This is a genomic window from Pseudomonas sp. SCA2728.1_7 (genome assembly GCF_018138145.1).
Taxonomy (GTDB): domain Bacteria; phylum Pseudomonadota; class Gammaproteobacteria; order Pseudomonadales; family Pseudomonadaceae; genus Aquipseudomonas; species Aquipseudomonas koreensis_A.
The window spans coordinates 2,281,932-2,303,550 of record NZ_CP073104.1 but is presented as its reverse complement, the minus strand read 5'-3'; the positions used below and the strand labels follow the sequence as shown (position 1 = coordinate 2,303,550).

The following is a 21,619-nucleotide window of genomic DNA, read 5'->3' as shown; positions in this document are numbered from 1 at the left end:
ATAGCCATTAGCGAGCAGGCTCGCTCCCACATTCGATCTCGGTCTAATGTGGGAGCGAGCCTGCTCGCGAAGGCGTCTTCGAAGTCTCAGTAATCATCCCCGCGATCGGTGACGTCCTTCTCGACCATCGGCGCATTCGGGTCCTGCCCCTCAGGGAATTTGCCCTTCAGATTCCACGCAAACGCGATGATTTCGGCGATGGTGCGATACAGCTCCTCGGGAATGCTGTCGCCCAATTCCATCCGCGCCAACAGCCGCACCAATTCGGCATTCTCGTAAATCGGCACTTCGCAATCGCGAGCGATGCGCAGGATTTCTTCGGCCAGTTCGTCATCACCTTTGGCGGTGAGGGTCGGGGCGTGGTTGCCGTCGTATTTGAGGGCGATGGCCTGGCGTGGGGCAGTGGAATCGTTCATGCGGTTTCGTCGACCCAGCGGTGTTCGAGACGGGTTTGGTTGCCCTGCGGCGGGGTGCCGAGGTGGCAGTCGATGTCGCCGACGTTGAGCCCGCGATCGAGCAGGCGCTGGCGCAGGGCGAACAGGTTGTTGCCGATCAGATCGGCGGTGTACGGCCGTTCGGCCCACAGTTGGCTGGACAGGCTGCCAGCGATCAACTGCGCCTGAATCTGCATCGGCCCGAGCGGCTCCATGTCGAATGCCAGATCGATGCGCCACAGTTGCTGTTTGGGCTCGCGCTCATCACGACGTTCGTTCGGTTGCGGCTCTCGCTCTGGCGCTTCTTCACGCTGGAACTTGACCTGCAACGGCACGATGTCTTGCAGGTTGCGCATGGGGATTTCCAACTGCCAGGTGCTGAGCAGACGCCCATCGTCGGTAACGCCGGTCTGTTCAAGACTCGACAGTTGGTGGCTTTGCAGGCGCGATACCGCAGCGGCGGCGAGGCGCAACAACTGTTCCAGATCGCCTTCGCCGTCCAGACTTTGCAGCAGGCGTTCGGGCAGCGGGAAGCTGCTCGGTACCGGTTTCGCGCTGACCTGGCCGAGCATGCCGAGGGCGTTGCGGACGAAACTCGGCAGCGCTTGCGCCAGGGTGTTGGCGGCGATGATCGCGTTGAAACTGGTGCTGCTCGGCAGGCCCGGGGTCAGTTGTGCGATCAGCTTGAGCAGGTCGGCCTTCATGTCCGGAGCCAGCGTCGGGTTCTGGCCGGTCAACAGTTTGGCTTCGAGGAACGCGCCGCTGTTGGCCAGCGCCAGTGCCACGCCCTTGGCGGTGCTCAGTTGTTGCACGTCCGGCAGGCTGGCGAGCAGTTTGTCGACCACGGCGCGCAAATCCTGCGATGTCTGATCGCTATCGCTCGGCAGATTTTGCAACGCGTTCAGTAACCCCGTCAGGGACGCCTGACGACTTTGCTGGCCAACCAGTTGCTGACTCACGGCGAGTTGTTCCTGGCGGCTGCTCATCGGCAGGAACTTGAGGTTTTGAGCGTCTTCCACCAGCGCCGAAAGCAGGGTGCCGATGCGTAGTGGCTGCGGGCTGTCGATGGTCAGTGTGCTGCCGCTCTGTGCGGTGTTGAGCAGAGTGACCAGCGAACGGAATACCGCCGCTTGCCCCGTCGTCTGCGGCAGCGCCTGCGAGGTCAGCACCTTGCCTTGCAGCAGCGTACCGACCGGCAATTGTGCGGTGTCGATGCGGGTGAGGGCGGCGACGCTGCTGGCAATCGTCTGCTGCACGGTAATCGCCAGGTTGCCCGCCGATGGCTGAGTGATCGCCAGACTGGTGCCTTGCGGCAGCGGCAGATTGCTGGTCGCCTGCACGGTGGTCTGGCGGCCGCCATCGACGGTCACCTTGAGCAATAACTGAAAGGTCTGGTCCGCCTGCTTGAGCGATAACACCTCGGCCTTGGCGCTTTGCCCGGCGCCGATCAGGCCTTCGACCGGGGTCAGCAGCTTGAGCAGCTCACCGACCTGCGGGCGAACGGTCGCCGGGGTGGTGGGCGGGAGCGGGAGGATGTTCATTTCGCCTGTCATACGCGGACACAACCTGAGGAAAATGCACTCTTGAGAGTAAGGCACGGCATGTATAATGCCGCCCGTCTTGCGCTTCGTTCAAAAAACATAGCAATTGTTTGACCCAGCTCTCTAGATCGAGCCGTCAATGCATCTATGCTGCATCTCTTTAACGGCCGCGCCAGAGCCGACTTGAACCGTATAAGGCCCGTGATCCCTTGACCAGTCCTGTCCTGCAAACCGTTGCCCTCGCGTGTGAACGTGATCTGCGGCTGCTCTTCGAAAATCTCGAATTGAGACTGGCCAGTGGCGATATGGTGCAGATCAGCGGCCCCAACGGCAGCGGTAAAACCAGCCTGTTACGCCTGCTGTCCGGGTTGATGCAGCCGACCGCCGGGCAAGTCCTGCTCAATGGCCAGCCGCTGACCGAACAACGCAGCGAACTCGCACGCAACCTGCTGTGGATCGGCCACGCCGCCGGGATCAAGGATTTGCTGACCCCGGAAGAAAACCTCTCCTGGCTCTGCGCCTTGCATCATCCCGCCGAACGCGAGGCCATCTGGCAAGCGCTGGCAGCTGTAGGATTGCGCGGCTTCGAAGATGTTCCTTGCCATAGTCTGTCCGCCGGTCAGCAACGCCGCGTGGCGCTGGCGCGGTTGTATCTGGACAGCCCGCCGCTGTGGATTCTCGATGAGCCGTTTACCGCGCTGGACAAGCAGGGCGTGGCGCAACTTGAAGAACATCTGGCCGGGCACTGCGAACGCGGTGGCCTGGTGGTGTTGACCACGCACCACACGCTGAGCCGGATGCCGGCCGGTTATCGCGACATCGATCTGGGGAACTGGGCAGTATGAGTGTGTTCGGCCTGCTGGTTGCCCGTGAATCCCGACTGCTGTTTCGCCGCCCGGCGGAGCTGGCCAATCCGCTGATTTTCTTCGCCATCGTCATCGCATTATTCCCGCTGGCCGTCGGCCCGGAAACTCAGGTGTTGCAAAACCTGTCCCCCGGGTTAGTCTGGGTGGCGGCGCTGTTGTCGGTCCTGCTCTCGCTGGACGGGCTGTTCCGCAGTGATTTCGAAGATGGCTCGCTGGAGCAGTGGGTCCTTTCGTCGCACCCGCTGCCACTTCTGGTCTTGGCCAAGGTGCTGGCACACTGGCTTTTCTCCGGTCTGGCACTGGTTCTGCTCTCACCGCTGCTGGCGTTGATGCTCGGTTTGCCTGCCGCCTGTCTGCCGGTTTTGCTGCTTTCGTTACTGCTGGGAACACCGGTGCTGAGCTTGCTCGGCGCGGTGGGCGCGGCGCTGACGGTCGGTTTGAAGCGTGGCGGCCTGTTGCTGGCGTTGCTGATTCTGCCGTTGTACATCCCGGTGTTGATCCTTGGCAGTGGCGCCTTGCAGGCCGCCTTGCAAGGCATGCCGGCGACCGGGTATCTGCTGTGGCTGGGTAGCCTGACCGCCCTGGCGATCACCCTGACACCTTTTGCAATAGCGGCTGGCCTGAAGATCAGCGTCGGCGAATAATGAGGTCTGGTTAAAATTTAACCAGCAAAGACCCTGAGACTGCTCACACCGATGAGCGGCACCCGTGATGGAAACAGTATGAACTGGACCTGGTTTCACAAGCTCGGCTCGCCCAAGTGGTTCTACGGCATCAGCAGCAAGTTTCTGCCGTGGTTGAGCATCGCAGCGTTGCTGCTGATTGGTGTCGGCGTCGTTTGGGGCCTGGCCTTCGCGCCGCCGGATTATCAGCAAGGCAACAGCTTTCGCATCATCTACATCCACGTACCTGCCGCGATGCTCGCTCAGTCGATCTACGTGATGCTGGCGGTGTGCGGTGTGGTCGGGCTGGTGTGGAAGATGAAACTGGCCGACGTCGCCCTGCAATGCGCCGCTCCGATTGGCGCGTGGATGACCGCTGTAGCGCTGGTCACCGGGGCGATCTGGGGCAAACCGACCTGGGGCTCATGGTGGGTCTGGGACGCGCGCCTGACCTCGATGCTGATTCTGCTGTTTCTGTATTTCGGCGTGATCGCGCTGGGCAATGCCATCAGCAACCGCGACAGCGCCGCCAAGGCCTGCGCGGTGCTGGCCATCGTTGGTGTGATCAACATCCCGATCATCAAATACTCGGTGGAGTGGTGGAACACCCTGCACCAGGGCGCGACCTTTACCCTCACGGAAAAACCGGCGATGCCGGCGGAAATGTGGCTGCCACTGCTGCTGACGGTGCTGGGTTTCTACTGCTTCTTCGGCGCCGTGCTGTTGCTGCGCATGCGCCTTGAAGTGCTCAAGCGTGAAGCTCGCGCCAGTTGGGTGAAAGAAGAAGTGCAGCACAGTCTGGAGGCCGCTCGATGAGTTTTGCTTCATTCGGCGACTTCCTCGCCATGGGCCATCATGGCCTGTATGTCTGGTCGGCCTACGGCATCTGTCTGGCGGTGCTGATCCTCAACGTGGTGGCGCCGATCGCGGCCCGCAAGCGCTATCTGCAACAAGAGGCGCGTCGTCTGCGCCGGGAGAACGGCAAGTGAATCCGCTGCGCAAGAAACGTCTGATCATCATTCTGGCCATTCTGGTCGGGGTCGGCGCTGCCGTCGGCCTGGCCCTCAGCGCCCTGCAGCAGAACATCAATCTGTTCTACACCCCGACCCAGATCGCCAATGGCGAAGCCCCGCAAGACACGCGCATCCGCGCCGGCGGCATGGTCGAGAAGGGTTCGCTGCAACGCTCGCCGGATTCCCTCGACGTCAAATTCGTCGTCACCGACTTCAACAAATCCGTGACCATCGCCTATCGCGGCATCCTTCCGGATCTGTTCCGCGAAGGGCAGGGCATCGTCGCCCTCGGCAAGCTCAATGCTGACGGCGTGGTGGTGGCCGATGAAGTGCTGGCCAAGCACGACGAGAAGTACATGCCGCCGGAAGTGACCAAAGCCTTGAAAGACAGTGGTCAATCGGCACCAACACCTGCGAAGGAGGGTTGATCGATGACCTCGGCGATTTTTATTCCAGAACTCGGTCATCTGGCGATGATTCTGGCGCTGTGTTTTGCGCTGGTGCAGGCCGTGGTGCCATTGGTCGGTGCCTGGCGCGGCGACCGTTTCTGGATGAGTCTGGCCCAGCCAGCGGCGTGGGGGCAGTTTGCTTTTCTGCTGTTCGCGTTCGGCATTTTGACCTACGCGTTCATGACCGATGACTTCTCCGTCGCTTATGTCGCCAACAACTCCAACACCGCGTTGCCGTGGTATTACAAATTCAGCGCCGTGTGGGGTGCCCACGAAGGTTCGTTGCTGCTGTGGGCACTTATTCTCGGTGGCTGGACCTTCGCGGTGTCGGTGTTTTCCCGGCAGTTGCCGCAGGTGATGCTCGCCCGCGTGCTGGCGGTGATGGGCATGATCAGCACCGGTTTCCTGCTGTTCCTGATCCTCACGTCCAACCCGTTCAAACGCATCCTGCCGCAAATGCCGAGCAATGGCGCTGACCTCAATCCACTGTTGCAAGACATCGGCCTGATCGTTCACCCGCCGATGTTGTACATGGGTTACGTCGGCTTTTCGGTGGCGTTCGCCTTCGCCATCGCCGCGTTGATGGGCGGTCGCCTTGATGCCGCGTGGGCACGCTGGTCGCGTCCGTGGACCATCGTCGCCTGGGCCTTCCTCGGCATCGGCATCACCCTCGGTTCGTGGTGGGCTTATTACGAGCTCGGCTGGGGCGGCTGGTGGTTCTGGGACCCGGTGGAAAACGCTTCCTTCATGCCTTGGCTGGTCGGCACCGCGCTGATTCACTCGCTGGCGGTCACGGAAAAACGTGGCGTGTTCAAGAGCTGGACGGTGTTGCTAGCGATTGCCGCGTTTTCGTTGAGTTTGCTCGGTACTTTCCTGGTGCGTTCCGGCGTGCTGACCTCGGTGCACGCGTTTGCCTCGGACCCTGAGCGCGGCGTGTTCATCCTGATCTTCCTGCTGTTCGTGGTTGGCGGTTCGCTGACGTTGTTCGCCCTGCGCGCGCCAGTGGTCAAGAGTCAGGTCGGTTTCAACCTGTGGTCGCGGGAAACTCTGCTGCTGGGCAACAACCTGGTATTGGTGGTGGCGGCGTCGATGATCCTGCTCGGTACGCTCTATCCACTGATTCTCGATGCCCTGAGCGGCGCGAAAATGTCGGTCGGCCCGCCGTACTTCAACGCGCTGTTCATTCCGTTGATGGCGTTGCTGATGATGGTGATGGCGGTCGGTGTGATCGTGCGCTGGAAGGACACTCCGGTGAAATGGCTGGCCGGCATGCTAGCCCCGGTATTGCTCGGCAGCGTCGCGCTGGCGGTGGTTGCCGGTGTCGCTTACGGCGATTTCAACTGGGCAGTGCTCGCGACTTTCCTGCTCGCTGCATGGGTGTTGCTCGCCGGTGCGCGCGACATCGTCGACAAGACCCGCCACAAAGGCCTGATCAAAGGCCTGCCGACGTTGACCCGTAGCTATTGGGGCATGCAGATCGCTCACCTCGGCATCGCCGTGTGTGCGTTGGGCGTGGTGTTGTCGAGTCAGAACAGTGCTGAGCGCGACCTGCGTCTGGCGCCGGGCGAGTCGATGGACCTGGCCGGTTATCACTTCGTCTTCGAAGGCGCCAAGCACTTCGAAGGCCCGAACTTCACCTCCGACAAAGGCACCATTCGGGTGATCCGCGACGGCAAGGAAATCAGCGTGCTGCACCCGGAAAAACGTTTGTACACCGTGCAAAGTTCAATGATGACCGAAGCCGGTATCGACGCCGGTTTCACCCGTGACCTTTACGTCGCTCTCGGCGAACCGCTGGAAAATGGCGCCTGGGCCGTGCGCGTGCACGTCAAACCGTTCGTGCGCTGGATCTGGTTCGGCGGTTTGCTCACCGGTTTCGGTGGCTTGCTGGCAGCGCTGGATCGACGTTATCGGGTCAAGGTGAAAGCCAAGGTGCGTGAAGCGCTGGGCATGACGGGAGCGGCTGCATGAGACGTTGGTTGATGCTGGTGCCACTGGCGATTTTCCTGCTGGTGGCGGTGTTTCTTTATCGCGGTCTGTACCTCGATCCGGCGGAACTGCCGTCGGCGATGATCAACAAGCCGTTCCCGGAGTTTTCCTTGCCCAATGTGCAGGGCGACAAGAGCCTGACCAAGGCTGACATCCTCGGCAAACCTGCGCTGGTCAACGTTTGGGGCACCTGGTGCATTTCCTGTCGGGTCGAGCATCCGGTGCTGAACAAACTCGCCGAGCGCGGTGTGGTGATCTACGGCATCAACTACAAGGACACCAACGCCGATGCCTTGAAATGGCTGGCCGAATTCCACAATCCGTATGCGCTGGATATTCGTGACGACGAAGGCTCTCTGGGCCTCAACCTCGGGGTTTACGGCGCGCCGGAAACCTTCTTCATCGACGCCAAGGGCATCATCCGCGACAAGTATGTCGGCGTGATCGACGAGCAGGTCTGGCGCGAAAAACTCGCTGCCAAGTATCAGGCGCTGGTCGATGAGGCCAAGCCATGAAGCGTTTTTTAGCCGCTGTGGTGTTGGGCTTGAGTCTGGTCGGTGTGGCCCATGCCGCCATCGACACCTACGAGTTCGCCAAAGAAGGCGACCGTGAGCGTTTCCGCGAACTGACCAAGGAACTGCGCTGCCCCAAGTGCCAGAACCAGGACATCGCCGACTCCAACGCGCCGATTGCTGCTGACCTGCGCAAAGAGATTTTCCGCATGCTCGGTGAGGGTAAGGACAACCAGCAGATCATCGACTTCATGGTCGATCGCTACGGTGATTTCGTCCGCTACAAACCGGCGCTCAATGCCAAAACGGCGTTGCTGTGGTTCGGCCCGGCCGGGCTGCTGCTCGGTGGTCTGGTGGTGATCGCGGTGATCGTCCGCCGTCGTCGTGGCCAGCGCGCCGAGACTCCGCAAGCGCTGTCCGTTGAAGAACGTCAGCGCCTCGACCAACTGTTGGATAAAACCAAGAATGATTGATTTCTGGCTTGCCGCAGGGCTGTTGCTTCTGGTCGCCCTGAGTTTTCTGCTGATCCCGGTGTTGCGTGAGCGTCGCGCCCAGCGTGAAGAGGATCGTACTGCCCTGAACGTTGCGCTGTATCAGGAGCGTGTCGCCGAGTTGCAAGCGCAACAGGCTGAAGGCGTGCTCGACGCTGCACAAATGGACAGCGGTCGTGCCGAGGCGGCGCGTGAGTTGCTGGCCGATACCGAAGGTGTTGCCGCGCCGCGTATCTCGAAACTGGGTAAACCGTTGCCGTTGCTGGCGGCGGTGTTGGTGCCTGTGTTGGGTCTGGGCCTCTATATGCACTTCGGTGCTGCCGACAAGGTCGAGCTGACCCGCGAATTCGCCCAGGCGCCGCAGTCGATGGAAGAAATGACCCAACGTCTGGAACGCGCCGTCGCGGCGCAACCGGATTCTGCCGAAGGCCTGTATTTCCTCGGCCGTACCTACATGGCGCAAGAGCGTCCGGCGGACGCGGCGAAGATGTTCGAACGCGCCGCCAATCTGGCCGGTCGCCAGCCGGAACTGCTCGGCCAGTGGGCCCAGGCGCAGTATTTTGCGGATGGCAAAAAGTGGTCGGCGAAGATTCAGACGCTGACCGACGAAGCACTGAAGGCGGATCCGAAAGAAGTCACCAGCCTCGGTCTGCTCGGCATCGCTGCGTTTGAAGGCGAGCGTTATCAAGAAGCCATCGATTACTGGAACCGTCTGCTCGCTCAACTACCGCCGGAGGACAACTCCCGCGCCGCACTGCAAGGCGGGATCAAGCGTGCCGCCGAACGCCTGGAAGCCAGCGGCGGCAAAGTCGCTCAGGCACCGGTAGCCGCGAAAGCCGCGCTGTTGAAAGTCAGCGTCGATCTGGCCAGCGAACTCAGAAGCAAAGTGCAACCGGGCGACAGCGTGTTCATCTTCGCTCGCGCCACCTCCGGCCCACCGGCACCGCTGGCAGCCAAGCGCCTGACCGTGGCCGATCTGCCAGTGACTGTCGAACTGGGCGATGCCGATGCAATGATGCCGCAGTTGAAACTGTCGAACTTCCCTGAAGTCCAACTGGTTGCGCGCATCTCCCGCGCCGGCCAACCGACTGCCGGCGAGTGGGTCGGTCGCAGCGGCCCTCTGGCCAGCAGCACCACTGCGCTACAAAAACTGACCATCGACAGCCCGGACCAATAGCCGGACACAACAGGAAAGCACCGCCATGCACACCATCGCCCGAATCACAGTCCTCACACTGGCCCTGGGCTTGAGTGCATGTGCGGTGCAACGACCGGAACCGACCACCAACCTGCCGCCGATCCCGCCGTCGCAACCAAGCCCGACCCCATCGACCTCACCAACACCGGGAAAAAGCATCCCGGCGAAACCAGCCAAACCAGTTCCGCGCACCTCGGCCAGCTTCGCACCGCCACCGGGCGGCAACAGCCACTGGGACCAGAAACTCGGCGTCTACGTCCTCGACGACCAGCCCAACACCTTCTACCGCCAGCGCACCTACTACCGCTGGAACAACGGCTGGAGCCGCTCCATCAGCCCGAACGGCCCGTGGGAAGACACCAACATCCACGGCGTGCCACCGGGATTGGGCAAGCAGTTCGGGCAGTGAATGCAAACGGCGATCTTTGGATCGCCGTTTTTAATAATATGGTTCCTAAAAAATCAACGGAATAAGTTGGTTTTTTCGAATGTTCAAAAGGGTATGTCGTCACTGAATGGTGTGTCTTCGTAGCGAAGAATGGCATCTACTTTGCTTTGAAGGTTGCTGATTATTATGTTTTTCTTTTCCTTGTTGCATGATTTTAGTATGTCTATGAAGTTTTTTAGGGTTGAAACTTTGAATGCATTTGTTGTTTTGTAAAAGTGTGATCCGTCGATTATGCAGTTTGTTAATAAATTATTTTTCGGGATGAAGTCCTCTAGCATGACTTTTTTGTAACAATCCTCTAGTTTAGATTGTATAGTATCGATGTCGTAGTATTTAGCGTTCTTCTCAACTTTTGATAGGGCAAGGAATAGGCCGTTTGAAAAGTTTTTGTATACGGTTCGTTCTCTCGTGTTGAATTCGATGGTTGAAAACTTTTCTGTTAAAAGTTCTTTTCTAATCCCGATGAATGATGTAGGTCGGTTGGTGGGAGATCTGTTGCACATCGCTTTTATTAATAAGGGGTGAGAAAATTGTTGGATGTTGTTATCGGTCAGTATTTTCTCGAACATTTTTCCAACAAAATAGATCTCCGTGCCGTAGTTGTAAGTATCGTTTTCGAAATCTGTTGGGGGTTCGCACCACCAGTTTAAAGAGATGCTTTTATCAAATGCAGCTATATCTGCTGTTTGTTTACCAAATCCAAAGTCTATGATTTTTACTGTGCCGTTTTCGTCCACCATAAGATTGAATGGGCGGATATCACGGTGTAGGATTTTTCTTTCTTCTAGATGTGAGAATCCATCAATTACTTGGCGGAATATTTCATTGGCACTTTCTGGATGCTGCTTCAAGTAGTCATCTATATGGGTGCCAATGATGTACTCCATAAAGATGTAGCCTAAATGTTTTTCGTTGTATAGGTGATAATTGAATACGCGAACAATGTTTGGGTGATTTAGTAGGTATAGAAGTTTTATTTCGCGAATGAAGTTTGAAAATAGTTCTTCTTTCAATCCTTCGTAGATCGGAGAGTATTTCTTGCAGACGAAGTGTTCGTTGATCTCGGGGTCGAAAACTAAAACTGTTCTGCCGCATGCTCCTTGGCCAAGATCTTTCTCAAGTATATAAGCTTTGCTTTTCGGGAACTCGATCGGTCTCGCGGACATAAGAATCTCCTTTACCTATTCGTCGAGAGTACGGGAGTTCACTAAAAAATCTCAATGGGGCAGTAAACAAAATTTGGCATCTTTACAGCCGTGAAATAGGAATGCCTCACTCGTAACCTGTCCTTAACGCTGTGCCTGCTCTGCGAGAAGCATCATTGCCTGCTCGCTGGCGCTGTCACGCCGGGTCTTATAATCCATCAGATCGGCAAAGCGCACACGTCGGTGCTTGCCGGTTTTGTGGTAGGAAATCTCGCCACTTTCCAGCAGTTTAATCATGTGCGGGCGTGAGACATTGAGCAGATCAGCGGCTTCCTGGGTGGTCAGTTCGGCGTGTACTGGCACGACTTTAACGGCGTTGCCCTCTGCCAGCGCTGCAAGAATGTCAGCAAGCAGGCGCAGGGCCGACGTTGGCAACTCGACACGATGAGCTTCGTTCTGCTCATCGAAGATCTGTATGTGCTGGGTTTCGAATTGGGTAGCGAGGTAAGCGGCCAAGGCACGCTGGCCCTCGATGGCGGCTTTGATCTCGCACTCTACGGGGAGGGTGACCGGCGGATGAATAACAATCGACATGATGGTTTTCCAGCTTTCTGAAAAGACAATGTCGGGACGTTATTCGAATTAAACGAAAATCGCAATAAACGAAACGTTACGCGTCAATGGTTGCTCACTAGAAGCCCGTGACACACTCAACAATCGCCCTTGCCTTGGCACTCGCCATCCGCCCCGTCGGAAACACCGCCCACAAACCCTGATCCGGCAGCGTCCACCCCTACAGGGGAGTCGTGTTGTTGATTAAAACGAGGCTTTACCGACCGAGGCGCCGCCATCGACGAACAATGTCTGCCCGGTGATGAAGCCACCCTGTTCTGAAGGTAGAAACCGCCATTGCCATAGCAATCTCTTCTGGTCTTCTATTGTTCAGGGCTCTGGATCTGAGCCGCTGAGTGTGATTGGGTCCGGTTGCGATGCAATCAATCACACTCTGTAAAACAACCGGGCGTCGCTTCCAGAATTTCTGTGCTTGAGTAAAGGTAACTCTAGAGTTATTTTTATGAGGCCCAGGCAAGGAGGCGGTTGGTGCAGAGCAGGCAATTGATCAAGGAGCTGGAGGAGGCAGGCTGGACGTTGGATCGGGTCACCGGCAGTCATCACATTTTCAGGCACCGTTACAACCCTTACACGATTCCCGTTCCTCATCCGAAAAAGGATTTGCCGTTGGGGACGGTCAAAAGCATCAGGAGGCGTGCCGGGCTGTACAACCCGCCAGCCAGTTATGAAGGAGATCCGTAATGCAATATCCAATCTGCATCGAATGGGGTGACGAAAATACCGCCATCGGTATTCAGATCCCCGATATTCCCGGCGCCGTTACTGCAGGGGATAGCTTTGAAGATGCCTACAAGGCGGCGGTCGAAGTCGCCCACATCATGCTGCAGGAGATTGCGGCGGACGGGGAGTCGATTCCTATGCCGACTTCGGCATCCGCTCATCGCAGTAATCCGGACTTTGCCGAGATGGGCTGGGGCATGCTTGAGCTGGACATTTCGCCCTATCTCGGCAAAACCGAAAAGGTCAACGTAACGCTGCCCGGTTATGTGATTCAGCGAATCGATCGTTATGTGCGCGAACACAACGTTAAAAGTCGCTCCTCCTTTCTGGCGGATGCGGCCATGGAGAAACTGGTTCGTTATTAAGCTTCCTCGCTCCCCCAGGCTCAGTGAATAACCTGTGGGAGCGAGCCTGCTCGCGAAGCTTTTGGCGCCTTATGCCGTCGCCAATGAACCACGCTGGGAAGCACTCAAAAACCGCAACAACGCCAACAGCGGAAACACACTCCCCACAATCACGATCCACAACCAGCCGCCATGCTCATACACCGCACTGGCCACCGATGAGCCGAAGGCGCCGCCGATAAAGATGCTGGTCATGTACAGCGCGTTCAAACGGCCACGGCTTTTCGCGTCCAGCGAATACACCGCGCGTTGGCCCAGGACCATGTTCATCTGCACGCAGAAGTCCAATACCACGCCGGTCACGGCCAGGCCGATGACGCTGTAGGCCGGGTGGATGAAGGCGGGGAGGAAGCTCAGACTGGCAAATACCATGGCCAACAACGAAGCGATGCGAGTGTGGCCAGCGTCGGCCAGGCGTCCGCTGATCGGCGCGGCAATGGCGCCGATGGCGCCGACCAGGGCGAAGATGGCGATCTCGCTTTGCGACAGACCATGGTTGCGCGCCAGTTCCAGCGGCACCGCCGTCCAGAACAGGCTGAACGTGGCGAACATGCAGCCCTGATAGAACGCCCGCTGACGCAATACCGGTTGCTGGCGCAGCAATGTCCACAGTGAGCCGATCAATTGGCCATAAGTAGCGCTGTGATCAGGCTGCCGCTTGGGCACGGTCAGCGCCAGCACAACGCTGATCGCCGCCATCAGTGCGGCGGCAATCATGAACATCGCGCGCCAGCCGAGATGGTCAGCGACCACGCTCGACACCGGTCGGGCCAACAGAATACCCAGCAATAAACCGCCCATGATCCCGCCGACCACACGACCGCGAGACTCTTCCGGCGCCAGATGCGCGGCCAGTGGAATCAGGATCTGCACCGATACCGAACTGAAGCCCACCAGCAACGAAATCAGCAGGAACACATTGGGCTGATCGGTAAACGCCGCCGCCAACAGGCTGGCAATCGCCACCACGGTGGTGATGATCATCAGTCGGCGGTTTTCCAGCAGATCGCCCAGCGGCACGAGGAAGAACAGGCCCAGCGCATAACCGATCTGCGTCAGCGAGACGATGAAACTGGCCATGGTGTCGGAGAGACCGATGTCCGGCGCGATCAGGCCGATGATCGGCTGTGCGTAGTAGATGTTGGCAACGATGGCGCCGCAGCAGAAGGCGAACAGCAGCACCATGCCTCGGGTCATTGCGTGAGTGGTGGTGGTCATAAGGTTTCTCGATCCAGCGAAAGGGAATGCGGTGAGGCTATGGGACAAACCCGATGGGCAGAAGGCACCTTCGGTCGATATCAGTTATTCCGTTGCGGAATGACCGGGTGCTATCGGTTTGTCATCCATCGGCAGACCTTGCGTCCGACCGTTGGGGGTCGATGATACATTCACTTACATACTGTTCGATAGCGTGCTTATGTTTGCATCGGCTTGTTCAACATTCATGACCGGAGGATTGCAATGAAGCTTCGTCTTATCGCAACGATTGTCCTGACTAGCCTGCTCGGCGCGATGAGCGTGCAGGCCGCCGACGCACCGGGGATGCGCCTCGGCGTGCGCGGCGAGATCACCGGGGTCAGCGCCGACACCTTGAAAGTCCACGTCAACAGTGGCGAGAACGTGGTGATCCAGTTGACCGGCGACACCAAGGTCCGCGCGGTCACCCTGGCCAATATCGAAGACATCAAACCCGGCAGCTACATCGGTTCGGCGGCGATACCGCAGGAGGATGGCACGCTCAAGGCGCTGGAAGTGCATGTGTTCCCGCCGGAACTGGCGGGCAGTGGTGACGGGCATCGACCGTTCGATCTGGCCAAGGGCAGCAGCATGACCAATGGCAGTGTCGGCGATCTGGTGGTGAGCAACGGGCGGGTGCTGACGGTGAACTACAAGGGTGGGCAGCAGAAGATACTGGTGCCGGAGGATGTGCCGATTGTGAATTTGGTGCCGGGGGATCGGAGCTTGCTGAAGGTTGGGGTGAAGATCGTTACGTTCGTGACGCAGAGTGCGGATGGCACGCTGACGGCGCAATCGATTTCTGCGGGGAAGGATGGCGTCACTCCGCCGATGTAAAAGCCCCTCACCCTAACCCTCTCCCAGAGGGAGAGGGGACTGACCGAGGTGTCTGGCGCTATACATCGACCTGAAAGACTTGCAGCGATTATGGATTCACAGCAGCACTTTCAGGTCGGCAAATCTTTTGAGCATCCAACGGTCGGCCCCCTCTCCCTCTGGGAGAGGGCTGGGGTGAGGGTAAAGCGGCCACAAAAAAAGGCGACCTCAGTGGATCGCCTTTTCCATGTCAGCTTAAACCTTACTGCCCACTATAAATCTGATCGAAAACCCCACCATCATTGAAGTGAGTCTTCTGCACCGTACGCCAGTCACCAAAGGTCTTCTCCACCGAAAGGAAATCAACTTTCGGGAAACGATCGGTGTACTTCGCCAGCACCGCCGGATCACGCGGACGCAGGTAGTTCGCCGCCGCAATCTCTTGACCTTCCGGCGACCACAGGTACTTCAGATATTCATCAGCCGCTGCACGCGAACCTTTCTTGTCGACGACTTTATCGACCACGGACACCGGCGGCTCAGCCTCAGCCGAAACGCTCGGATAGATCACTTCAAACTGATCACGACCAAACTCGCGGGCAATCATCTCCGCTTCGTTTTCGAAGGTCACCAGCACGTCGCCGATCTGGTTGGTCATGAACGTTGTGGTCGCTGCTCGGCCACCGGTATCGAGCACCGGCGCTTGCTTGAACAGTTTGCCGACGAAGTCTTTGGCCTTGTTCTCGTCGCCACCATTCTTCAGCACATAACCCCACGCCGACAGGTAGGTGTAGCGGCCGTTACCCGAGGTTTTCGGGTTTGGCACGATCACCTGCACGCCGTCCTTGAGCAGATCCGGCCAGTCTTTCAGGGCTTTCGGGTTGCCTTTACGGACGATGAACACCGTGGCCGAAGTGAACGGCGCGCTGTTGTTCGGCAGGCGGGTGACCCAGTTCTCCGGGACCAGTTTGCCGTTGTCGGCGAGGGCGTTGATATCGGTGGCCATGTTCATGGTGATGACGTCAGCCGGCAGGCCGTCGATCACCGAACGCGCTTGCTTGCTCGAACCGCCGAAGGACATCTGCACGGTGATGTTTTCGTTGTGCTCGGCTTGCCAGTGTTTCTGGAACGCAGTGTTGTAGTCCTTGTAGAAATCGCGCATCACGTCGTAGGAAACGTTAAGCAGCGTCGGGGCTGCCTGAGCGATGTTGGCCAAGGCCAGGCCGGCGGCGAGAAGTGAGGCGCCAAAGAGTTTTTTCACTGCGCATTCCTTGTTTTATCTGTGTAGGAGCAGGGGGTGATGTTCAATTGCCACTGACTATAACGGGGCGCGCATAGTCGTTTAAAGATTAAAAAGCTCTTTGCTTATTCCAGTTTCTTGAACAGTGCATTGCCGCATCGCGAGCAGAACGCGGCGCCGTGTTCATGGCTGTTTTTCTTGCACACCGGGCAGTCGTGTTGCAGCTGTTCGCCGCGCATGGCGTTGGCCAGCTCGGCGGTGAAAATCCCGGTCGGCACGGCGATGATCGAGTAACCGGTGATCATCACCAGCGACGAAATCACCTGGCCCAGCGGGGTCTTCGGCACGATGTCGCCGAAGCCCACGGTGGTCAACGTGACGATCGCCCAATAGATGCCTTTGGGAATGCTGGTGAAGCCGTGTTCCGGGCCTTCGATCACGTACATCAAGGTGCCGAACACCGTCACCAGGGTGCAGACGCTGACCAGAAACACGACGATTTTCTGCTTGCTGCCACGCAGCGCCGACATCAAGTAATTGGCTTGTTTGAGATACGGGCTGAGCTTGAGCACGCGGAAAATCCGCAACATGCGGATGATCCGGATGATCAGCAGGTACTGTGCATCGCTGTAATACAGGGCGAGGATGCCGGGCACGATCGCCAGCAAATCCACCAGCCCGTAAAAGCTGAAGGCATAACGTAACGGCTTCGGTGAGCAATACAGACGCAGGATGTACTCGCCGAGAAAGATGATCGTGAAGCCCCACTCGATGTAGGCCAGCACGTTCGCGTAGTTCTGGTGAATGCTGTCGATGCTGTCGAGCATCACGATCACCAGACTGGCGAGGATGATCAACAGCAGGATGCCGTCGAAGCGACGCCCGGCGCGGGTGTCGCTCTGGAAAATCATCACGTAAAGCCGTTCGCGCCAACTGTTGCTGCTGTCCATGGATAACGCCTGAATCGAAGATCAGCGCAGCCTAGGTTGATTCTCCCCGTGAGCGCAAGGCGCACGCTCGACGACGGCTTTGCCGAGCATCTGAATCCCGGCACGGATCAGCCAGCCGGCGAGGATAAACGGCGCGGTCAAAGTAGCGAGGCCGACTGCGTCAAACAGTGGCGTGACCAGCAGCGCCAGCACGATGCCGAGCAGTGGCAGCCACGGTTGTTGACGTTGCGAAGAGAAGGCGAGGGCAGCGAGCACGGCGTTATAGCTGCCAAGGCCTGACAGCGCAGCGCTGGTTTCGTGGTGCAGCAGGCTGGAGCCGAGACCGATCGCCGAAGCCAGCATCGCCCAGCAAAAAGCCCGGCGATCAGCGATCAGCAAACCAATGGCGATCAAAGCACCGGCCAGTGGATGACCGAGAAACATCACTTGGCCCAAACCGCGCAGTTCGGCGGCGAGCAAATTCAGTGCGTTCAGCTCGATGTGCGCTATGGGCGCCGACGGTTCGGCGAACAGCAGCAGAACCCAGCTCATGGCCACGAACGGCGAGGTGTAGGCCGGAATCGATCGGCTGCGGTACACGAGTTTGAGCCATTGCTGTGTGACCATCGCGCTCAAGCCGCCAGCGGCGAGAATCAGCGGCGGCAGCAGCGGTGACCAGGGGAAATACAGGCTCAGCAACAGGCCGAGCAAGATGCCGTTGTAGCTGAACAACCCAGCCTGGCGATCAGCCTTGGCGTAGTTGCGCCGTTGCGCGGTGAGCAATCCGGCGACGGCACCGAGCAGCGCACCGGCGAACAGCACCGGTGCGGTCAGCAGGATCGCCAACAGGCACAGCAGGCCGCACAGCGGATGGCGCTGGAGGAATATCTGACTGAAACCGTTGAGCAAAGCCTCGGCCCAGTCGGGGCAGTGGGTGTTGAAATGATTGGCAGGCATGGCAGTTCTGAAAGTCAGTGAAACCGAGGCGCCTGTTTCGCCAGCAGGCTGGCTCCCACACTGAATCTTTGTTCAGTCATTGAATTTGTGATGCACACAAATCAACTGTGGGAGCGAGCCTGCTCGCGAAGAGGCCGGTACAGGCGCTAAATCAATGTTTCGATACGCAGCGAGTTAGTCGAACCCGGCTGCCCGAACGGCACGCCGGCAGTGATCAGCAGCGTGTCACCACGCTCGGCCATACCCTGCGCCTGGGCGATTTCCAGCGCGGTCGAGCAGACTTCGTCGACCTGACGCAGGCGATCGTTGACCACCGAATGAATCCCCCACGCCACGCTCAAACGGCGTGCGGTTTGCAGGTTCGGCGTCAGGTTGAGGATCGGCGCTTTCGGCCGTTCCCGCGCTGCACGCAAACTCGATGCGCCCGATTCGCTGTAGTTGACCAGAACCGCTACCGGCAGCACGTTGCTGATACGCCGGATCGCGCAACTGATCGCATCGGAAACGGTTGCCTCGGCTTTCGGCCGACTGACATCGAGCTGCGTCTGATAATCCGGGCCGTTCTCAACCTGACGGATGATCTTGCTCATCATCTGCACGGCTTCCAGCGGGTACTCACCGGACGCGGTTTCCGCCGACAGCATCACCGCATCGGCACCTTCGGCCACGGCGTTGGCAACGTCAGTCACTTCTGCGCGGGTCGGGGCAGGGGAGAAGCGCATCGACTCGAGCATCTGCGTCGCCACCACCACCGGTTTGCCGAGTTCGCGGCAGGTGGTGATGATGTTTTTCTGAATCTGCGGCACGCTTTCGGCCGGCACTTCGACGCCGAGGTCGCCACGCGCCACCATGATCGCGTCGCTCAGTTCAGCGATTTCACGCAGTTGTTCAACCGCCGAAGGCTTCTCGATTTTCGCCATCAAAAAGGCTTTGTCGCCGATCAATGCGCGGGCTTCGATGATGTCTTGCGGACGCTGTACAAACGACAGCGCGACCCAGTCCACACCCAGCTCCAGACCGAAGCTCAGGTCGCGGCGATCCTTGGCGGTCAGCGGGCTGAGGTCGAGCACCGCTTGCGGCACGTTGACGCCTTTGCGGTCCGACAGTTCGCCGCCATTGAGCACGGTGGTGTCGATCGCATCGTCGTACTTGGTGACCACGCGCAGACGCAGTTTGCCGTCGTCGAGGAGCAGATCCATGCCGGCTTCCAGCGCGGCAATGATCTCCGGGTGCGGCAGATTCACCCGGCGCTCATCGCCCGGTGTCGCGTCCAGATCCAGGCGGAAGGCCTGACCGCGGTGCAGTTGCACCTTGCCGTCAGCGAACTTGCCAACGCGCAGTTTCGGCCCCTGCAAGTCCATCAGAATGCCCAGCGGGTAGTTGAGCTGGCGCTCGACTTCGCGGATCCACTGATAGCGCTTGGCGTGGTCGGCGTGATCGCCGTGGCTGAAGTTCAGGCGGAAGATATTCACCCCGGCCTCGACCAGTTCACGGATGTCTTCGATGCCATCGACGGCAGGCCCGAGGGTGGCGAGGATTTTGACCTTTTTATCAGGCGTCATGATTTGCAGCTCTCAAGGATCAGAATGGCGCGGAAGTCGTTGACGTTGGTGCGGGTCGGCTCGGTGACGATCAGCGCGTCGAGCGCCGCGAAATAGCCGTAGCCGTTGTTGTTATCCAGCTCGTCGCTGGCGCTCAAACCGAGGGCGGCGGCGCGGGCGTAGCTGTCCGGGGTCATGATCGCGCCGGCGTTGTCTTCCGAGCCGTCGATGCCGTCGGTGTCACCCGCCAGGGCATAGACGCCGGGCTGGCCTTTGAGATTTTCGGTCAGGCTCAGAAGGAATTCGGCGTTGCGTCCGCCACGGCCATTGCCGCGCACGGTCACGGTGGTTTCGCCGCCGGACAAAATCACGCACGGCGCTGCCAGTGGCTGACCGTGGTTGATGATCTGGCGGGCGATGCCGGCGTGGACTTTCGCCACTTCGCGCGATTCGCCTTCGAGGTCGCCGAGGATCAGCGTGCTGAAACCGGCCTGGCGGCATTTCACCGCCGCCGCATCCAGCGATTGCTGAGGACGGGCGATCAACTGGAAGTGACTGCGCGCCAGACTCGGATCGCCGGGTTTGACAGTTTCCGATTCAGGACTTTGCAACCAGTTGCGCACCGAGACCGGGATCTCGATGCCGTAGCGCTTGATGATCGCCAGCGCTTCGGCGGAAGTGCTCGGGTCGGCCACGGTCGGGCCGGACGCGATGACCGTGGCGAGGTCGCCCGGTACATCGGAAATCGCGTAGGTGTAAACAGTGGCAGGCCAGCAGGCCTTGCCGAGACGGCCGCCCTTGATCGCCGAGAGGTGCTTGCGCACGCAGTTCATCTCGCCAATGGTCGCGCCGGATTTCAGCAGGGCTTTGTTGATCGACTGCTTGTCGCCGAGGGTGATGCCTTCAGCCGGCAACGCCAGCAGGGCAGAGCCGCCACCGGAGAGCAGGAAGATCACTCGGTCGTCTTCGCTCAGGTTGCTGACCAGTTCGAGCACGCGTTTGGCCACGGCCAGGCCGGCAGCGTCCGGCACCGGGTGCGCGGCTTCGACCACTTCGATTTTTTCGCATGGGGCGCCGTGACCGTAACGGGTCACCACCAGGCCAGACACGTCACCCTCCCAGCAGCGCTCGACCACTTGCGCCATCGCGGCGGCGGCTTTGCCCGCACCGATGACGATCACCCGGCCGCTGCGGTCGGCGGGCAAATGGGCTTCGAGGACTTGGTTCGGATGGGCCGCGTCGATGGCTGTGGCAAACAGCTCGCGCAGCAGTTGTTGCGGATCGACCGACATGGCGGGCTCCCGGAATTCTTGTTATTCGAAAGGGCAACTCGGAACCCTTGTGGGAGCGAGCCTGCTCGCGAAGGCGGTGTGTCAGCCAACATGGATGTTGAATGTGCAACCGCTTTCGCGAGCAGGCTCGCTCCCACAGGGTTTTGTGCAGGGCTTATTTGTTGTCGCGAATCGAGAAGTTGGCCATGTGTTCCAGACCTTTGATCAGCGCCGAGTGGTCCCAGTTGCTGCCACCGATCGCTGCGCAGGTGCTGAACACTTGTTGGGCGTTGGCGGTGTTCGGCAGGTTGATGTTCAGCTCTTTGGCGCCTTGCAGGGCCAGGTTCAGGTCCTTCTGGTGCAGGCTGATGCGGAAGCCTGGATCGAAAGTGCCTTTGATCATGCGCTCGCCGTGCACTTCAAGGATCTTAGAGGAGGCGAAACCGCCCATCAGTGCTTCACGCACCTTGGCTGGATCGGCACCGTTTTTCGAAGCGAACAGCAGGGCTTCAGCAACGGCCTGAATGTTCAGGGCGACGATGATCTGGTTGGCGACTTTGGCGGTTTGACCGTCGCCATTGCCACCGACCAGGGTGATGTTTTTGCCCATGGCCTGGAACAGCGGCAGCGCGCGTTCGAAGGCATCGGCGTCACCACCGATCATGATGCTCAGGGTCGCGGCTTTGGCGCCGACTTCACCACCGGATACCGGTGCGTCGAGGTATTGCGCGCCTTTCTCGTTGATCTTCGCAGCGAATGCCTTGGTCGCGGTCGGCGAGATCGAGCTCATATCGATAACGATTTTGCCTTTGCTCAGGCCGGCGGCAACGCCGTCGGCGCGGAACAGCACGTCGTCGACCTGTGGGGTATCCGGGACCATGACGATGATGAATTCAGCTTCCTGCGCGACTTCGCGCGGGTTGGCCAAAGCAACGGCGCCAGCGGCGACCAGGTCGGCCGGGGCGGCGTCGTGGTGCGCCGACAGGAACAGGCTGTGACCGGCTTTCTGCAGGTTCGAAGCCATTGGGTGGCCCATGATGCCGGTGCCGATAAATCCGATTTTAGCCATGAGAAAATCCTCTTGTTTTTATTGCTGCTTCAAGCAAAAAGGGAGCTGCTTTTAT

The 21,619-nt window shown here is 59.1% G+C and carries 23 protein-coding genes and 3 pseudogenes; 13 read left to right on the top strand and 13 right to left on the bottom strand.

Translation table 11 applies throughout. The annotated features are described in order from the left end of the window. Positions 1–86: 86 nt before the first annotated feature. Complete coding sequence (locus KBP52_RS10225; RefSeq protein WP_016987484.1) at positions 87–416, bottom strand: EscU/YscU/HrcU family type III secretion system export apparatus switch protein; 330 nt, start codon at positions 414–416, stop codon at positions 87–89. After that, entirely contained in the window at positions 413–1,987 is a 1,575-nt protein-coding gene (locus KBP52_RS10220) for a flagellar hook-length control protein FliK (protein ID WP_212622688.1), read from the bottom strand. The genes KBP52_RS10225 and KBP52_RS10220 overlap by 4 nt, the downstream gene beginning before the upstream one ends. Positions 1,988–2,184: 197 nt before the next feature. Here KBP52_RS10220 and ccmA point away from each other — a divergent pair, with 197 nt between their 5' ends. From ccmA to KBP52_RS10170, 10 genes are all read left to right on the top strand, one after another. Next, on the top strand, positions 2,185–2,820 hold the full coding sequence (ccmA, locus tag KBP52_RS10215) for a cytochrome c biogenesis heme-transporting ATPase CcmA (RefSeq protein WP_016987486.1): 636 nt from the start codon (positions 2,185–2,187) through the stop codon (positions 2,818–2,820). Continuing rightward, on the top strand, positions 2,817–3,485 hold the full coding sequence (gene ccmB, locus KBP52_RS10210; RefSeq protein WP_007919970.1) for a heme exporter protein CcmB: 669 nt from the start codon (positions 2,817–2,819) through the stop codon (positions 3,483–3,485). The genes ccmA and ccmB overlap by 4 nt, the downstream gene beginning before the upstream one ends. A 78-nt stretch (positions 3,486–3,563) precedes the next feature. Next, positions 3,564–4,319 (top strand): heme ABC transporter permease, encoded by a 756-nt coding sequence (locus KBP52_RS10205; RefSeq protein WP_016987487.1) that lies wholly within the window; start codon positions 3,564–3,566, stop codon positions 4,317–4,319. Then, the gene (ccmD, locus tag KBP52_RS10200; RefSeq protein ID WP_003222944.1) at positions 4,316–4,492 is read left to right on the top strand and encodes a heme exporter protein CcmD; all 177 of its coding nucleotides are present in this window, start codon (positions 4,316–4,318) and stop codon (positions 4,490–4,492) included. The genes KBP52_RS10205 and ccmD overlap by 4 nt, the downstream gene beginning before the upstream one ends. Beyond that, positions 4,489–4,944, top strand: coding sequence for a cytochrome c maturation protein CcmE (gene ccmE, locus KBP52_RS10195; protein ID WP_034151526.1), 456 nt, complete (start codon positions 4,489–4,491; stop codon positions 4,942–4,944). Before ccmD ends, ccmE begins: the two co-directional genes overlap by 4 nt. Before the next feature lie 3 nt (positions 4,945–4,947). After that, a complete protein-coding gene (locus KBP52_RS10190; protein WP_212622687.1) occupies positions 4,948–6,936 on the top strand; it encodes a heme lyase CcmF/NrfE family subunit in 1,989 nt (662 codons plus the stop codon). After that, positions 6,933–7,469 carry a DsbE family thiol:disulfide interchange protein gene (locus KBP52_RS10185; RefSeq protein ID WP_007919961.1) on the top strand — a complete coding sequence of 179 codons (537 nt, stop codon included), beginning with the start codon at positions 6,933–6,935 and terminating at the stop codon, positions 7,467–7,469. The genes KBP52_RS10190 and KBP52_RS10185 overlap by 4 nt, the downstream gene beginning before the upstream one ends. Then, positions 7,466–7,939 carry a cytochrome c-type biogenesis protein gene (locus tag KBP52_RS10180; RefSeq protein ID WP_116033271.1) on the top strand — a complete coding sequence of 158 codons (474 nt, stop codon included), beginning with the start codon at positions 7,466–7,468 and terminating at the stop codon, positions 7,937–7,939. The genes KBP52_RS10185 and KBP52_RS10180 overlap by 4 nt, the downstream gene beginning before the upstream one ends. Further along, on the top strand, positions 7,932–9,134 hold the full coding sequence (gene ccmI, locus KBP52_RS10175) for a c-type cytochrome biogenesis protein CcmI (protein ID WP_116033274.1): 1,203 nt from the start codon (positions 7,932–7,934) through the stop codon (positions 9,132–9,134). The genes KBP52_RS10180 and ccmI overlap by 8 nt, the downstream gene beginning before the upstream one ends. 25 nt (positions 9,135–9,159) lie before the next feature. Further along, positions 9,160–9,564, top strand: a complete 405-nt coding sequence (locus KBP52_RS10170) for a hypothetical protein (protein ID WP_077571686.1) — start codon at positions 9,160–9,162, stop codon at positions 9,562–9,564. A gap of 83 nt (positions 9,565–9,647) precedes the next feature. Here KBP52_RS10170 and KBP52_RS10165 read toward each other — a convergent pair whose 3' ends face one another. The 4 genes and pseudogenes from KBP52_RS10165 to KBP52_RS30745 form a co-directional block, all read right to left on the bottom strand. Beyond that, positions 9,648–10,769, bottom strand: a complete 1,122-nt coding sequence (locus tag KBP52_RS10165) for a protein kinase (protein ID WP_212622686.1) — start codon at positions 10,767–10,769, stop codon at positions 9,648–9,650. A 106-nt stretch (positions 10,770–10,875) separates the two neighbouring features. After that, positions 10,876–11,342 (bottom strand): annotated as a pseudogene (locus KBP52_RS10160) (helix-turn-helix domain-containing protein). Positions 11,343–11,439: 97 nt separating this feature from the next. Continuing rightward, a pseudogene (locus KBP52_RS30510) lies at positions 11,440–11,538 on the bottom strand (LysR family transcriptional regulator); the annotation flags it as partial. 26 nt (positions 11,539–11,564) lie between these two features. Beyond that, positions 11,565–11,748 (bottom strand): annotated as a pseudogene (locus KBP52_RS30745) (SDR family oxidoreductase); the annotation flags it as partial. A 101-nt stretch (positions 11,749–11,849) separates the two neighbouring features. Here KBP52_RS30745 and KBP52_RS10155 point away from each other — a divergent pair. Then, positions 11,850–12,062 carry a type II toxin-antitoxin system HicA family toxin gene (locus KBP52_RS10155; RefSeq protein WP_077571689.1) on the top strand — a complete coding sequence of 71 codons (213 nt, stop codon included), beginning with the start codon at positions 11,850–11,852 and terminating at the stop codon, positions 12,060–12,062. After that, the gene (locus tag KBP52_RS10150; RefSeq protein ID WP_077571690.1) at positions 12,062–12,466 is read left to right on the top strand and encodes a type II toxin-antitoxin system HicB family antitoxin; all 405 of its coding nucleotides are present in this window, start codon (positions 12,062–12,064) and stop codon (positions 12,464–12,466) included. The genes KBP52_RS10155 and KBP52_RS10150 overlap by 1 nt, the downstream gene beginning before the upstream one ends. 69 nt (positions 12,467–12,535) lie before the next feature. Here the strand turns inward: KBP52_RS10150 and KBP52_RS10145 are convergent, their stop codons facing one another. Next, positions 12,536–13,723: an MFS transporter gene (locus KBP52_RS10145; RefSeq protein WP_212622684.1), complete on the bottom strand. Its 1,188-nt coding sequence runs from the start codon at positions 13,721–13,723 to the stop codon at positions 12,536–12,538. A gap of 243 nt (positions 13,724–13,966) precedes the next feature. Between KBP52_RS10145 and KBP52_RS10140 the strand changes: the two genes are divergently transcribed. Continuing rightward, positions 13,967–14,578, top strand: coding sequence for a DUF5666 domain-containing protein (locus KBP52_RS10140; RefSeq protein WP_212622683.1), 612 nt, complete (start codon positions 13,967–13,969; stop codon positions 14,576–14,578). Between the two features lie 241 nt (positions 14,579–14,819). Here the strand turns inward: KBP52_RS10140 and KBP52_RS10135 are convergent, their stop codons facing one another. The 6 genes from KBP52_RS10135 to KBP52_RS10110 form a co-directional block, all read right to left on the bottom strand. Continuing rightward, a complete protein-coding gene (locus KBP52_RS10135; protein WP_034151535.1) occupies positions 14,820–15,818 on the bottom strand; it encodes a sulfate ABC transporter substrate-binding protein in 999 nt (332 codons plus the stop codon). A gap of 104 nt (positions 15,819–15,922) precedes the next feature. After that, positions 15,923–16,747, bottom strand: coding sequence for an ion transporter (locus KBP52_RS10130; protein WP_038363916.1), 825 nt, complete (start codon positions 16,745–16,747; stop codon positions 15,923–15,925). 21 nt (positions 16,748–16,768) lie between these two features. Then, the gene (locus tag KBP52_RS10125) at positions 16,769–17,683 is read right to left on the bottom strand and encodes an urea transporter (RefSeq protein WP_212622682.1); all 915 of its coding nucleotides are present in this window, start codon (positions 17,681–17,683) and stop codon (positions 16,769–16,771) included. Between the two features lie 146 nt (positions 17,684–17,829). Further along, on the bottom strand, positions 17,830–19,245 hold the full coding sequence (pyk, locus tag KBP52_RS10120; protein WP_116032412.1) for a pyruvate kinase: 1,416 nt from the start codon (positions 19,243–19,245) through the stop codon (positions 17,830–17,832). Beyond that, positions 19,242–20,516 (bottom strand): glycerate kinase, encoded by a 1,275-nt coding sequence (locus KBP52_RS10115; protein WP_212622681.1) that lies wholly within the window; start codon positions 20,514–20,516, stop codon positions 19,242–19,244. The genes pyk and KBP52_RS10115 overlap by 4 nt, the downstream gene beginning before the upstream one ends. Positions 20,517–20,670: 154 nt before the next feature. Then, on the bottom strand, positions 20,671–21,564 hold the full coding sequence (locus tag KBP52_RS10110) for a 2-hydroxy-3-oxopropionate reductase (protein ID WP_007919937.1): 894 nt from the start codon (positions 21,562–21,564) through the stop codon (positions 20,671–20,673). Positions 21,565–21,619 lie beyond the last annotated feature (55 nt).

Coding starts and splice junctions, on each gene's coding strand:
- KBP52_RS10225 (WP_016987484.1), bottom strand. CDS start 416: ATGAACGATTCCACTGCCCCACGCCAGGCCATCGCCCTCAAATACGAC.
- KBP52_RS10220 (WP_212622688.1), bottom strand. CDS start 1,987: ATGACAGGCGAAATGAACATCCTCCCGCTCCCGCCCACCACCCCGGCG.
- ccmB (WP_007919970.1), top strand. CDS start 2,817: ATGAGTGTGTTCGGCCTGCTGGTTGCCCGTGAATCCCGACTGCTGTTT.
- KBP52_RS10205 (WP_016987487.1), top strand. CDS start 3,564: ATGAACTGGACCTGGTTTCACAAGCTCGGCTCGCCCAAGTGGTTCTAC.
- ccmD (WP_003222944.1), top strand. CDS start 4,316: ATGAGTTTTGCTTCATTCGGCGACTTCCTCGCCATGGGCCATCATGGC.
- KBP52_RS10190 (WP_212622687.1), top strand. CDS start 4,948: ATGACCTCGGCGATTTTTATTCCAGAACTCGGTCATCTGGCGATGATT.
- KBP52_RS10185 (WP_007919961.1), top strand. CDS start 6,933: ATGAGACGTTGGTTGATGCTGGTGCCACTGGCGATTTTCCTGCTGGTG.
- KBP52_RS10180 (WP_116033271.1), top strand. CDS start 7,466: ATGAAGCGTTTTTTAGCCGCTGTGGTGTTGGGCTTGAGTCTGGTCGGT.
- ccmI (WP_116033274.1), top strand. CDS start 7,932: ATGATTGATTTCTGGCTTGCCGCAGGGCTGTTGCTTCTGGTCGCCCTG.
- KBP52_RS10170 (WP_077571686.1), top strand. CDS start 9,160: ATGCACACCATCGCCCGAATCACAGTCCTCACACTGGCCCTGGGCTTG.
- KBP52_RS10165 (WP_212622686.1), bottom strand. CDS start 10,769: ATGTCCGCGAGACCGATCGAGTTCCCGAAAAGCAAAGCTTATATACTT.
- KBP52_RS10150 (WP_077571690.1), top strand. CDS start 12,062: ATGCAATATCCAATCTGCATCGAATGGGGTGACGAAAATACCGCCATC.
- KBP52_RS10145 (WP_212622684.1), bottom strand. CDS start 13,723: ATGACCACCACCACTCACGCAATGACCCGAGGCATGGTGCTGCTGTTC.
- KBP52_RS10140 (WP_212622683.1), top strand. CDS start 13,967: ATGAAGCTTCGTCTTATCGCAACGATTGTCCTGACTAGCCTGCTCGGC.
- KBP52_RS10130 (WP_038363916.1), bottom strand. CDS start 16,747: ATGGACAGCAGCAACAGTTGGCGCGAACGGCTTTACGTGATGATTTTC.
- KBP52_RS10125 (WP_212622682.1), bottom strand. CDS start 17,683: ATGCCTGCCAATCATTTCAACACCCACTGCCCCGACTGGGCCGAGGCT.
- pyk (WP_116032412.1), bottom strand. CDS start 19,245: ATGACGCCTGATAAAAAGGTCAAAATCCTCGCCACCCTCGGGCCTGCC.
- KBP52_RS10115 (WP_212622681.1), bottom strand. CDS start 20,516: ATGTCGGTCGATCCGCAACAACTGCTGCGCGAGCTGTTTGCCACAGCC.
- KBP52_RS10110 (WP_007919937.1), bottom strand. CDS start 21,564: ATGGCTAAAATCGGATTTATCGGCACCGGCATCATGGGCCACCCAATG.